The following is a 13,312-nucleotide window of genomic DNA, read 5'->3' on the forward strand; positions in this document are numbered from 1 at the left end:
AGGCGCGGAAGCGGGCCACGTCACCCGCCGCCGCGGGCTCGCAAGCGAGCGGGCCGATGAGTCATCGCGCGCGTTGATCAACTACGCCCCGCGTGACAGAGTATTCGCACTTGCATTCTGCGAACAGCTTTGCGCACGGGGGGATTCTCAACGATGGCTGTCACGGTGCCGGACTGGGCTGACACGCTGTTGGATCTGGTGGGGGTGAACTGGCCCAACGTCGATGAGGACGCCTACCGGGAGATGGCGGACGCGCTGCGGGAGTTCGCGGACGATCTCGCCGACGACGGGCAACTGGCCAACAACCACATGGAGCGCCTGCTGTCGTCGGGGCACGGCGAGGCCATGGACGCCCTGAACGAGCACTGGAACAAGGTCAAGGGCAAACACCTGAAGGACATGGTGTCCGCTGCCCGGACGATCGCAGGTGCCCTGGACATGGCGGCGGGCGCGATCGAGGCCATGAAGTGGAAGGCCGTCGCAGAGCTGGGGATCCTGGCCGGCCAGACCGGTCTCGCCATGGCGCTGATCCCGGTGACCGGTGGCCTGTCCGCCCTGCTCGGTGCCGGGGCGATCGCCTTCACGAAGAAGCAGTTGCTGAAGCTCATCACGGGTGCCATGGAGGAGGCGGTCGGTCACATCGTCTCGGTGATGACCGAGCCCGTCGTGGCGGCGTTGGAGAACATGGCGGCGGACCTGGTGGTCCAGGTGAGCATGGACGCGCTGGGCGTCCAGAACGGTGTGGACCTCGACCAGACGAAGCAGGCCGGCAAGGACGGTTTCGATGAAGGCGTGCAGGGTGCCAAGGAGGGCCTGAACCTCGCCTCCGCAGGAAGCGGCGGCGGTCGCCCGGGGGGCAAGGGGTTCCACATCGAGCACGACGAGCACGACAGCGCCGGCACGAAGCTGAACGGCGTGAGCGTCGGGATCCATGGCAAGACCACCGGCAGGCTGACGAAGGCGAAGACGGCTCAGAGCCGCAACAAGGGCCGTGACGACATCGCCGACGCCCTGGACCCGGTCATCGAGAAGGCCATGGGCGCCCTGGTGAAGTCCGCCAAGACCATGGGCGACCACGTCGGCGAGACCCTGCCCAAGGCGGTCAAGCAGATATCCAAGGACCACAAGAACAACGACGACGACACCCGCGAACGCCTCGCCCGCCAACGGAAGAACGACGACCGCAAGGGCAAGGACGGCGTCAACGACGGGCCGAACGGCAAGGGGCCCCGCACCGACGGGCACCCCAAGCCGGACTCGTTGAAGGAAAGTTCGTCCGACCCGCGTGGCAAGAGTGTCGAGATGGGCAACCGCACCTGTGAGGGCGACCCCGTCGACATCGCCTCCGGTGAAATGACGCTGGAGCAGGTCGACCTGTCCTTGGCGGGCGTCCTGCCTCTGGTCCTGCGGCGCACCCACCTGTCGTCCTACCGCTACGGTCACTGGTTCGGGCCCAGCTGGGCCTCCACCCTCGACGAACGCCTGGAGCTCGCCCCTTCGGGCCATGGGGCGTTCTGGGCGCGCGAGGACGGATCGATTCTGTGGTTTCCTGAGCTCCCCGCCCCGGGCGACGCGGACCCGGTCCTTCCGGTGGAGGGACCCCGGTTGACGCTCCGTCACGCCGGCGAGGAGAACACGGAGACCCGGTACCGCGTCACCGACCCACGCACGGGCGTGACCCGCATCTTCACCGGGAGCCCGTATCACGGGTCCTCCTCGTACTGGCTCACCGCGATCGAGGACCGTACCCACAACCGGATCACCATCGCCCGTCGGGGCGACGGCACCCCCACCGCCGTGTCTCACTCCGGCGGGTACCTCGCGACGCTCGCCTCCGAGGGCGGCAGGCTGCGCAAGCTGGCCCTGCGCACCCCCGAGGGCCCACGGACGGTGATGCGCTACGGCTACGACGGACTGGGCCGGCTCACCGAGGTCGTCAACTCCTCCGACCTGCCGATGCGCTTCACCTACGACTCGGACGGCCGGGTCACCTCGTGGACCGATCGCAACGACTCCACGTTCCGATACGAGTACGACACCGCCGGCAGAGTCGCCCGCACGATCGGCCCGGACGGCTACCTCTCGTCGACGTTCGCCTACGACACCCATCCCACGACCGGCGACCGGGTCACCCGCTTCACGGACTCCACCGGCGCGTCCAAGCTCTACCTCCTCAACAGCCACCTCCAGGTCATGTCCGTGACGGATCCGCTGGGCAACACGGTCCGTCAGACATGGGACCGGTACGACCGGTTGCTGTCCCGCACCGATACGGCCGGGCGCACCACCACGTACACCTACGACGAGCGCGGCAACCTCACCGGCGTCACGCACCCGGACGGCAGCGAAGCCGGCGTCGAGTACAACGAACGGAACCAGATCACGGTCGTCACCGGTCCCAACGGTTCGGTGTCCCGGCAGGAGTACGACGAAGACGGCAACCCGGTCCTGTTCACCCGCCCCAACGGGACGACGACCCGGCTCACCCACGACGCGCGGGGCCGTCTCATCGGGGTCGACGACTCGCTGGGCGCCGTCGACCGGGTGGAGAACGACGCGGCAGGCCTCCCCCTCGCCGTGCGCGGCCAGCACGGCGGGGTCACCCGTTTCGTCCGCGACGCCTTCGGCCGACCCGTACGCATCACCGACCCCGAGGGGGGCAGTGCCGAGCTGGAGTGGACTGTCGAGGGCCGGCTCGCCCGACGGACCGATCCGGACGGAGCCACCCAGTCCTGGGCGTACGACGGCGAGGGCAACTGTGTCCTGCACACCGACGCCATGGGCGGCGAGACCCACTTCGAATACACCCACTTCGACCTGGTCTCCGCGCGGACGACACCGGACGGGGCGCGTCACGAGTTCGCGCACGACACCGAACTGCGCGTCACGCGTGTCACGAACCCGCAGGGGCTCACCTGGTCCTACACCTACGACCAGGCCGGCCTGCTGACCACCGAGACCGACTTCGACGGACGTACCCTCAGCTATACCCACGACGCCTTCGGACGTCTCGCTTCACGGACGAACGGGGCGGGACAGACCGTCCGTTACGAGCGGGACACCGATGGACGTCTCGTCCTGAAGAACGCCGACGGGGCGGTCACCCGCTTCGTCTACGACGCCCATGGCCACCTGGCCGGTGCGAGCGGACCCGACACCGAGCTGACGTACGTCCGCGACATCTCGGGCCGGGTACTCCAGGAGACGGTCGACGGCCGAAGCCTCACTCACGTGTACGACGAGGCGGGGCGCCGCGTCCGCCGCACCACGCCGTCCGGGGCGGTCAGCCTCTGGTCCTTCCCGGCCGACTCCGCCGCGCGGCTGGACACCTCGGGTCACGAGGTCGAGTTCGTGTTCGACGCGTCAGGCCGGGAGATCACGCGGAGGATCGGCGCCACGCTCGCCATGGACCATGTCTTTGACGCTGCGGGCCGCCTCGCCGGCCAGCGCGTCCGCGGAGCCGGAGACCGGTTGGTCCAGCACCGCGCGTATACCTACCGCCCGGACGGCCATCTCACCGCCGTCGACGACCGTCTGGCCGGCCGCCGGGAGCTCGAACTGACCGGAGAAGGAAGGGTCACCGGCGTCACGGCCGAGAAGTGGACCGAGCGGTACGCCTACGACGAGGCCGGCAACCAGACACACGCCTCCTGGCCCGGTGCGGGCACGGCCGAAGGCCCCCGGGAGTACACCGGCACCCGCATCGTCCGCGCCGGCACGATCCGCTACGAGCACGACGCACAGGGCCGGGTGGTGCTGCGGCAGAAGACCCGGCTCTCCCGCAAGCCGGACACCTGGCGCTACGACTGGGACGCCGAGGACCGGCTGATCGCCGTCACCACCCCTGACGGCACACGCTGGCGGTACCTGTACGACGCCCTGGGCCGCCGCGTGGCCAAACGGCTCCTCGCGGACGACGGCGCCACGGTCCTCGAAGAGACGCTCTTCACCTGGGACGGCGACACCCTCTGCGAACAGACGACCCGCACACCCGGCACGCCGGAGAGTGTCACGCTCACCTGGGACCACGACGGCCCCAAGCCGGTCACCCAGGTCGAGCGCCGGTTCCTGGACAGCGCGGAAGTCGACCGCCGCTTCTTCGCCATCGTGACCGACCTGGTCGGCACCCCCCGCGAACTCATCGACGAGTCGGGCGACATCGCCTGGCGCACCCGCGCCACGCTCTGGGGCACCACCACCTGGAACCGCGACGCGACCGCCTACACCCCGTTGCGCTTCCCAGGCCAGTATTTCGACCCCGAGTCCCAGCTCCACTACAACCGCCACCGTCACTACGACCCCGCCTCGGGCCGCTACGTCTCGCCGGACCCCCTGGGCCTGGTCCCCGCACCGAACACGGTGACGTACGTCGAGAACCCGACGCGGTGGATCGACCCGCTGGGGCTCGCCAAGGAGGAAGTGGAGACGGGATGCCCACACCGTAGGAAGGGCGAACACCGCCACAGTGTGGTGCTGGGGATCGAGGACCACAGCGAAGCCCTCGTCGACCACCTGCGCGGCCGCAAGGTCGACCCGGACCCGGGAGCCCACACCTACAACGGCCCCCCGTACGGCAACGTCGTGAACGAGGTCCCGGTGTGGATGTCGAACGTCATGAGCTCCGTCGCGGACAAGAACACGACCCTGTCCGTCACCCTCGACGGAATGCTGAACAGCAGAGGAGAACGCGGGAACTGGAACACGCCGGCCGACATCGTCGACGCCTTCCAGACGGCGGTCAAACAGGGTTCCCCGTTCTCGACCGTCGATGGCAACCGGCCCGAGTACGGTAACGGAACCGCGTGGGAGATGAGCGTGGTCGCCCGGAACGTGATCGTGTACGAGGGGGAACTCAACATCTACAACGAGCCGAACCCGGACGGGCGGTCGTGGGACGACATCCATTGGTACACCCGCGACAAGGGGAGTGACGGGTACAAGGAGATCAAGGTGCCGAAACCCGACATCCCCGAGATCGACCCGCACGTCGCCATGAAGAAGAACAAGTGATGTTGGAGCATGATGAACAGCGAACCCCCGCGTGAGGCGTCGGAGATCGTGGCCGCGGAGTGGCGGAGGATCCTGGAGATGAGCGAGAGGCGCATCGACCCCGCGATCCCGCGTGCGGCCCACGCGCATCCCCGGCTGCGGGAGTTGTTTCCCATGGTCAGCCACGGGGCCCTGTACTTCAGCCGGTGCACCCGGTACCCATGGACCCACGACGTCGCCGCGCTGTTCCCCCGTCCCGGCGGGTTCCACGTCTTCCGGCACTCCGACAAGACGGTGCTCGGCGAACCGGACACCGTGGAGGATGCCGTCGCACTCATCGTGGCCAACCTGCCCGAGGAATGCGGACCGGCCGTCGACGGAACCCCGGACGATCTGTGACCGGCGCAAGCACGGGCCCGGCCGACCCGGCCCGGGCCCGCCCGCTGCGCGTCGCGTACGCGTCCACCGAGGCAGCGCCGTCCCTCAGGGAACCTCCGCCCAGCCGTTTCGCATGGCGTGGGCTCCGAGCTGCATCCGGGTCCTGACTCCGGCCAGGTCCATGAGGTGGCGCAGGCGCCGGTGCAGCGTACGCGGTGACAGGCCGAGTTGGGTCGCGGCGGTCAGGTCCGTCAGGCCGGCCAGGAGCAGGGCGAGGATCCTCCGGTCGAGGTCGGTGGGGCCTTCGGCGCCGACCTCGACCGTGAGAGCGGCCGCTCCGCCGGTGCCCGCCGGTTCGATGGGGCGGGCGGTGCGCCAGACCGTCTCGAAGAGTGCGTCCAACGCGTCCAGGAGCCCGCTGCGGTGCAGCAGCACGGCGCCGGGTTCCCCGGCCGCTGTGACCGCGAGCGGGACGAGGCCGAGGTCGGCGTCGGCCAGGACGAGTTTCATCGGGAGCTCGTCGGCGACGCGCAGGTGCACGCCCTTGGCCAGGGAAGCTATCGCGTCGTCGACGATGCCGGGTTCCGCCAGTACGGCCCGGTCCAGCACGGCGCGGAAGTGCACGCCCCGGCCGATGGCCACGGGTTCGGCCGTGTTCTCGTCGGGCGGCAGGGCGACGAACGGCGCGGTGATGAAGGAGCGGACCTGCGTGCGGGCCGCCTGCTGCACCTGGAGGAACCGGTGCCGGATGGCGTCGACGCCCGTGACGACTTCGATCAGGTCGCTGATGCTGCTCCCGGTCATCGCCGCCCGGTGTTCCTCGGCGAAGGTCACCAAGGCGTGCTCGGCCATCCGCAGCCCGTCGCGGCGCTGGCTGATGAGGGCGCCGAGCGCCATGGCCGGCGGCGCGGCGGTGAACCGCTGGTCCGCCGCCGACCTGGTCACGAGTCCCCACGAGACCAGGCGGGACAGGGCCTTGTCGACATGGGCGTGGGTGAGATCGAGCTGCTCGGCGAGCGGGGCGACGAGGGAGCCGGGCTGTCCGAGCAGCGCCCGGTAGACGCGCTCCTCTTCGGGTTCGAGGCCCAGGACATCCAGCATCGGCGACCGACTCTCCTCCACTTGCCGCAGCGGGGAGAGTATGCGCCATGGCGGCAGACCCTGAACAGTCCCAGCTGGAAGCAGGTGGGCGGGGAAGGGCCCCGGGGAGTCGCCTCCCCGGGGCCCGACTGTGCGGTTCATCGCAGGCCGTAGGCCCGGATGATCTCGTTCCTGACGCTGAAGCCGCCGTCCGTCGCGGCGCTCGCGCGGACCGAGACGAAGCCGCCGGGCCTCTTGGCCGGCTTGAACGAACCCGTCCAGGAGCCGCCGGAACCCTTGGTCAGGGTCACCTTCTGCCAGGTCTTCCCGTCGTCGTACGAGACGTCCAGCTCGACCGTGGTGATCTTGCCCGGCACGGTGCCGCCGTCCATCGACACCGGCTTGAGCGCGATCCGCTGGGTCTCGTTCGCCCTGACGTCGCCGTGCAGGTCCGTCTCCAGCGAGTAGTCCAGGTTCAGCACCGAGAACCGCTCGAAGAAGTCCGAGTCGACGGTGTCGGACATGTAGGTCCACTCGGTGTGGGTGCGCGTCGAGAGCCGGAAGACGTCACCGGGACGCTCCACGTCGAGGACGGCGCGGTAGGGCAGGTTGCCCGCCGGTACCTCCACCCACTGCATGTCGCCGCTGACCGGGTTGTCGTGGATCAGCGTGTCGCCCTGGAAGACCTGCAGGTGGGACGGGGTCTCACCCCACGGCAGGTTGCCGCCCAGCCGCATATTGTCGCTGGAGGAGGCCCAGGCCTGGACGTTCCAGGTCATGTGGTTCTGCCAGCGGGAGTTGTACACGCCGAAGGACTCGCCCTGGCCGGGCCGGGTCAGGGGCGCGAACCAGTCGAGACGGGTGGTGCTGCCCTTGGCGTACGTGTTGTCGCCCGACACCATCACCCAGGGCAGGGCGGTGTCGACGCCCTGCGCGTGGAACTCGCGCCAGACCTGTCCGGGGGTCACCCATTCGGTGCGGGTGCCGGGGTGCCATTCCCTCTCGGGGAAGTTGAACGACGGGCTGAGGGTGAAGTCGGACCGGTAGCCCTCCGACAGCTTGCCGTCCGTGGCCGAGTAGTAGTGGGCGTCGATCCGGGCGAGGTCCCGCTGGGCCGGCTTGTAGACCAGGGGCCGGTCCGGCACCTGGCCGGGGTAGTCCCGGGTCAGGTCGTAGACGTAGGGCGTGTACTCGGTCTGCTTCGCGGTCAGCTTGAGGACGCCGGTCTTGGCCATGGCGATGAGGCCCTTGCCCGCGTCACGGTGGACGCCGGCGACCGGGATGGCCGACTCGCCGACGTACTCCATCAGGCCGCCGACACCGTCGTTGACCACGATCAGGGCCTTCGCGCCGGCCGCGGCCGCGGCCTCGGCGCGCTCCTGCGGCGAGACCTCGTCGCTGCGCTCGACGACGACGGCCTTGCCCTCGGCGTCGACCTTCGCGTACGCCGCCTCCGCGCCGTTGCCCGCGTAGACGGTGGTCAGCCGCTCCGTGCCGGTGCTCAGCCCGCTGCCCGCCTGCACGCTCGCGTCGAAGCGGACCCGGCCGTCCAGGGTGCTCAGGGCGAGCTGCGGCTCGCCCTTGCGCCAGCGGGTGACGAGCGTGAACTCGCCCTGCTTCATCGCCTCCGTCGGCGCGACGTAGACGTCGTCGTACGTCGGCGGCAGCACGTACGCGCTGCGGTAGTCCATGAACGGGTCGAGGCCCTGGTAGTGGACGTTGAAGTCGACCTTGCGCTGGCGGTCCTCGGTGCGCTGCGGCGCCTCGGTCCGCAGCAGATTCGCCTTGCTCGCGTCCAGGACCACGTCCGCGGAACCGTCCTTGAGCACGGTCTCCGGGTCGACCAGCACGGCCAGACCCGAGCGGTCCGCCTTCTCGCCGGGGACGTCGACGTACGCGGCGACGGTGTACACGCCGGGTGCCATGCGCATGGTGGTCGAACCGTCGACGTAGACGTTCCACGGCCAGAAGTCACCGGCCAGGTTGATGGAGACCTGGCCGGCGGCGGGCTTGCCGTCCCGGCCGACCAGCTTGATGTTCAGGTCGTAGCGCTCCTCCTCCTTGAGCAGCGCCACCGAGGTGCGGGTCACCGGCTTCCCGGTGGCCGCGTCGGTCGCCGTCACGTAGCCGGAGTGCCGGCCCGCCGGGGCGGCCTTCGGGTCACCGGTCACCGGGACGGCGGCGGTGCCGCCCGCCGGGACGGTCACCGTGGTGGCTCCGAGCGCGAACGGTCCGCCGTCGTTGCCCAGCGCCAGGTTCAGCGTGACGTCGGCGGAACCGGTGTTGGTGTAGGTCAGGTCATTCGTGACGGCGACGTCGCTCGGCTGGTGCGGCCAGGTGTGGTTGCCGAAGAAGAGCGATCCGGTGCCGCGGACCGTCGTGCGTACGGCGGCGGCCACGTCGAGACGGCCGGTGCCGACCTCGTACGGCGAGTACCCGCTGTCCAGGCCCTTCGCGGTGCTCATCAGGTGTTCCTTGAGCTGCGCGCCGGTCCAGTCCGGGTGCTGCTGGGCCAGGACGGCCGCTGCGCCCGCCACGTGCGGGGTGGCCATCGAGGTGCCGCTGATGGTGCGGTAGAGGCCCTCACCACCGCCGGTCATCTCCTGCGACCGGGCCGCGGTGATGTCCACGCCGGGAGCCGCGATGTCCGGCTTCATGCCGCCGGAGTAGGCCAGCGGACCGGTGCTGGAGAAGTTCGCGAGCCGGTCCTGCTTGTCCGTGGCGGCCACGGTCAGCGCGGAGGCGGCCGCGCCGGGGGCGGAGATGCTCTCCGGGCCCGCGTTGCCGGCGGCGATGACGAACAGCGTGCCGTACTGCGCGGAGAGCGCGTCGACCGTCTGCGACATCGGGTCGCTGCCGTCCGTCGGGTAGGAGTCGCCGAGGCTCATGTTGACGACGTCGGCACCGGACTCGGCGGCCCACTGCATGCCGGCCATGACCCAGGAGTCCTGGCCGGAGCCCTCCGCGCCGCCGAGCACCTTGCCGACGAACAGGTCGGCGCCGGGCGCGACGCCCTTGTTGTCGCCTCCGGAGGCGGCGCCCGAACCGACGATCGTGCCGGCCACGTGTGTGCCGTGCCCGTTGACGTCGGTGATGCCCTCCCCCGGCACGAAGCTGGCCGTGCCGTCGATCAGGCCGGCGAAGTCGGGGTGGTCGGCGTCGATGCCGGTGTCGAGCACGGCCACCTTGACGCCCTTGCCGGTGTACCCGGCGGCCCAGGCCTCGGGCGCGCCGATCAGCGGCACGCTCTCCTTGAGGCTGGCCTTCACGCGACCGTCGAGCCACAGCTTCGTCACACCGGCGCCCAACTTCGCGCTGCCCTGCGGCGCGACGGAGGTCCAGAACGTGCGGGCCTGCCGCTTCTCGGTGCTGAGCACCGAGCCGCGGATGCCCTTGAGCCTGCGGGTCAGCTTGCTGCCGCGGGGAGCCGTCGGCTCGGCGACCGCGCGGGACGTCGACGGGGCGTACGTCGCGATCAGCGGGACGGCGGCCGACTTCGCGTCGTCGTACCCCATCTCGATCAGGTCGGTGACGTTGAACAGCCGCCGGTCCAGCTTGGCCGCGCCCAGGAGCGGTGCGGCCTCGTCCGGTATGACGAACAGGTCGCCCTTGATCTGCTGGATCTTGACGCCGCCGACGGCGCTGTCCGGCCGGTCGACCTCGGCGGCCTGCTTGCCGTCGGCCATGGTGGTGACCGTGACGACGTCGCCGGTGACCAGAGTGACCCGGTGGGTCGCCGAGGGCTTGGCGGGAACGGTGGGCTTGACCGGGGCGGCCTGCGCGGGTGCCTGCAGGACGACGAGCCCCGAGGCCAGCAGGGGCACAGCGGTGGCCACCGAGATCAGCTGCCAACGCCTGCGCCGGAAGGCGGAGAAGCGAGAGGGGGAGGACATGCCAAGGGTCTATCGACCGGTGATCGCCGCCGTGAAGGCCTCATGGCGGCAAGTCCTCGCCATGGCAAAGGTCTGCCAGCCGTGAACCGCGCGATTCCGGGCGGAAAGACGCCGTACGGACGTGGGGTCGGTCTGCCGGAGCGGCGGCACGGGCCTTCCCGTCCCGCCGACGTGCGCCGGGGGACGACGCGGGTCAGATTGGAGGTATCCGACCCGCCGGACGGGGACGTCCCGGCGGGCAGACGAGGTGGAGGAGCACGTGGAGGAGCCTGTCAGGACGGCGCACCCGAGTGCACCCGGCCGCCGAGGGGATACATCCGGTGGCGGTCGGCCGGTGCGCGCCGCCGTCGAGGCCGGCCGTCCATGGCCCCCGAAGAAGTGACTGGGGAGCCGCCGCGGCTGGTTCTCGTCGTCGGTGTCGCCGGGGCGGGCAAGTCGACGGTGGGCCGTCTGCTCGCCGAGCGTCTGGGCTGGGGGTTCCGGGACGCGGACGAGTTCCACTCCGAGGCCGACCGCGCCAAGATGGCCGCCGGCCATGCCCTCACGGACAGCGACCGGTGGCCGTGGCTCGAAGCGATCTCGGAGTGGATGGACCGGGCGACCGCGGCCGGCCGGCGGGCCGTCGTGGCCTGCTCGGCGCTCAAGCGCGACTACCGCGACAAGCTGCTGGCAGGGCGCACCGACGCTCTTCTGGTGTACCTGCACGGCTCGCCCGAGCTGCTGCGCGCCCGGCTGGCCGGGCGGCACGGGCACTTCTTCCCGGCGGACCTGCTGGACAGCCAGCTCGCGGACCTCCAGGAGCCGGAGCCGGACGAGCACCCGCTGGTGGTGGAGATCGACCAGCCTCCGGAGGCCGTCGTCACCGCCACGCTGTCGCTGATGGGCCGGGCAGCCGCTGTCGGGACACCTGAGGAAGGGCCGCACGCGGAGCGGGCCCCGCACGCCGTCGTCCGCGAAGGCTCTGCCGCGCCCGCCGACCCCACAGGCGCGTCGTGGCGGTTGGTCCGCGGAGCGCAGAGCGCCGAAGTGGTCCAGCTGGGCGGCGCCCTGCGCTGCTACGTCGTGGACGGACGACCGCTGCTCGACGGGTTCTCCACGGGGTCCACCATCACGGGCGGGCGGGGGCAACTGCTCGTCCCGTGGCCGAACCGGGTGGGTGGCGGGCGCTACGACTTCGGCGGCAGGACGCTCCAACTCCCCCTGACCGAGGTGGAGAAGAGCAACGCGATCCACGGACTCCTGCGCTGGACCCTGTGGAAGCTGCTGGCCCGCACCGACGACTCGGTGCTCCTCGGCACGACGCTCTGCCCCCAGCCCGGATATCCGTTCCTCCTCGACGTCCGGGTCGAGTACCGGCTGGGACCCGACGGGCTCAGGACGGCGGTGTGGGCCACCAACACCGGTACCGAGCCCGCGCCTTACGGTGTGGGCCAGCATCCCTATCTCACGGTCGGCACCGATCTCGTCGACAGCACCGTGCTGACCGTTCCCGCCCGGTACCTGCTGCGGACCGACGACCGGGGCCTGCCCGTCGGCCGGGAGCCCGTCGACGGCACCCCGTACGACTTCCGCGCCGCCCGCCCCATCGGCGACCTGCGGCTGGACACCGCCTTCACCGGACTCGACCGCGCCCACGACGGCCGGGCGACCGTGCGGCTGGCACACCCCTCCGGACTGCGTGGCGTCGATCTCTGGCTCGGCGAGGGGACCCGCTACGTGCAGGTGTACACGGGCGACACCCTGGCCGAACCCGAACGGCGGCGACGAGGCGTGGCCGTGGAGGCGATGTCCTGTCCACCGGACGCCTTCCGCAGCGGCACGGACCTCACCGTCCTGCGGCCGGGCGCGACCCACGTGCTCCGGTGGGGGCTGAGCCCTTGGGGGTACGCGTGACACCGTCCGTGGAGCCGTCGAGGGCGGGCGACATGACCGCGCACGATTTCCGGGTCCTCCACGAGCGCCTCCGCGACGGGGCAGCGGGGCCGGCGGGCGGCGGGGACAGGTGCGGCGCACTGCGCCATCTGACCCCGGAACGGGTGGCGGCGGCCGTCGGGGAAGTCCGCCTCGGACGCAGCGTGTCGCTGGCGGCTCCGATCGAGACCGCGCCGGGTCCTGACGACCCCGAGCCCGCCGTGCACCGGATGACCGGACCGGGCCCGGCCGATCTCGGCTCGGACGGACTGCACTTCGCCACGGACCGCTTCGCCATGAACGTCCACGGGGACGCGGACAGCCATCTCGACGCCCTCTGTCACGTGGTGCTCGACGGGGAGCTCTACGGCGGAGTGCCCGCGAGCACCGTGACGGCCGAAGGCGCCCGTGCGCTCTCCGTGGACGTGGTCCGCGACGGCATCGTCGGCCGGGGTGTGCTGCTGGACGTCCCGCGGCTGCGTGGCGTGCCCTGGCTGGAACCGGGCGACCATGTGACCTCGGAGGACCTGGCGGCCGCCGAGACCGCGCAAGGGGTCCGCGTCGGGCCGGGAGACCTGCTGTTCGTGCGGACGGGGCATCGCCTTCGGCGCGCCGAACTCGGGCCGTGGAACTCGGCCGGGGCACGGGTGGGTCTGCACCCGACGGCCATGGCGTTCCTGGCCGAGCGCGAGGTCACCGTCCTGGGCGGGGACGGCAACAACGACACCGCGCCCAGCGCGGTGGCGGACATCGCCTTCCCCGTGCACGTCCTGGCCGTCCAGGCCATGGGCATCCACCTGATGGACTACCTGCGGTTCGAGGACCTCGTCCCGGTCTGCGCGCAGGCCGGGCGCTGGAGTTTCCTGTGCGTGGTCGCCCCCCTGCGGCTGACCGGGGGCACGGGGTCGCCCGTGAACCCGATCGCGGTGCTGTGACGGGACGCGCGCCGGGACCGCCGCTCCGGTCGCCGTCCACGGGGAGGGCGGATACGTTCGAGGGAGGTGGGACCGCCGGGCCTTCGCCCAGCGGGGCACCAGGCGCCTGACACCAGGTCGGGGCCC

6 protein-coding genes are annotated in these 13,312 nt (G+C 70.9%); 4 read left to right on the forward strand and 2 right to left on the reverse strand.

Features of this window, described 5'->3' with window-relative positions:
• Positions 1-153 precede the first annotated feature (153 nt).
• Together ACGFZF_RS33025 and ACGFZF_RS33030 are read left to right on the forward strand one after the other, a co-directional pair.
• On the forward strand, positions 154-5,010 hold the full coding sequence (locus ACGFZF_RS33025; RefSeq protein ID WP_393560262.1) for an RHS repeat-associated core domain-containing protein: 4,857 nt from the start codon (positions 154-156) through the stop codon (positions 5,008-5,010).
• Between the two features lie 12 nt (positions 5,011-5,022).
• Positions 5,023-5,388: a DUF6193 family natural product biosynthesis protein gene (locus ACGFZF_RS33030; RefSeq protein ID WP_393560521.1), complete on the forward strand. Its 366-nt coding sequence runs from the start codon at positions 5,023-5,025 to the stop codon at positions 5,386-5,388.
• Positions 5,389-5,472: 84 nt separating this feature from the next.
• On the opposite strand, the gene ACGFZF_RS33035 is transcribed toward ACGFZF_RS33030, so the two are convergent.
• Positions 5,473-6,468, reverse strand: coding sequence for a helix-turn-helix domain-containing protein (locus ACGFZF_RS33035; protein WP_393560265.1), 996 nt, complete (start codon positions 6,466-6,468; stop codon positions 5,473-5,475).
• A 137-nt stretch (positions 6,469-6,605) separates the two neighbouring features.
• Entirely contained in the window at positions 6,606-10,340 is a 3,735-nt protein-coding gene (locus ACGFZF_RS33040; protein ID WP_393560267.1) for a S8 family serine peptidase, read from the reverse strand.
• A gap of 363 nt (positions 10,341-10,703) precedes the next feature.
• On the opposite strand from ACGFZF_RS33040, the gene ACGFZF_RS33045 reads away from it, so the two are divergent.
• Together ACGFZF_RS33045 and ACGFZF_RS33050 are read left to right on the forward strand one after the other, a co-directional pair.
• Positions 10,704-12,233 carry a gluconokinase, GntK/IdnK-type gene (locus ACGFZF_RS33045; RefSeq protein ID WP_393560269.1) on the forward strand — a complete coding sequence of 510 codons (1,530 nt, stop codon included), beginning with the start codon at positions 10,704-10,706 and terminating at the stop codon, positions 12,231-12,233.
• Between the two features lie 32 nt (positions 12,234-12,265).
• Complete coding sequence (locus tag ACGFZF_RS33050) at positions 12,266-13,186, forward strand: cyclase family protein (protein WP_393560271.1); 921 nt, start codon at positions 12,266-12,268, stop codon at positions 13,184-13,186.
• Positions 13,187-13,312: the final 126 nt, after the last annotated feature.

The sequence above is a fragment of the Streptomyces sp. NPDC048338 genome (genome assembly GCF_043201055.1).
GTDB lineage: Bacteria > Actinomycetota > Actinomycetes > Streptomycetales > Streptomycetaceae > Streptomyces.

Coding starts and splice junctions, on each gene's coding strand:
- ACGFZF_RS33040 (WP_393560267.1), bottom strand. CDS start 10,340: ATGTCCTCCCCCTCTCGCTTCTCCGCCTTCCGGCGCAGGCGTTGGCAG.
- ACGFZF_RS33050 (WP_393560271.1), top strand. CDS start 12,266: ATGACCGCGCACGATTTCCGGGTCCTCCACGAGCGCCTCCGCGACGGG.
- ACGFZF_RS33030 (WP_393560521.1), top strand. CDS start 5,023: ATGAACAGCGAACCCCCGCGTGAGGCGTCGGAGATCGTGGCCGCGGAG.
- ACGFZF_RS33045 (WP_393560269.1), top strand. CDS start 10,704: ATGGCCCCCGAAGAAGTGACTGGGGAGCCGCCGCGGCTGGTTCTCGTC.
- ACGFZF_RS33035 (WP_393560265.1), bottom strand. CDS start 6,468: ATGCTGGATGTCCTGGGCCTCGAACCCGAAGAGGAGCGCGTCTACCGG.
- ACGFZF_RS33025 (WP_393560262.1), top strand. CDS start 154: ATGGCTGTCACGGTGCCGGACTGGGCTGACACGCTGTTGGATCTGGTG.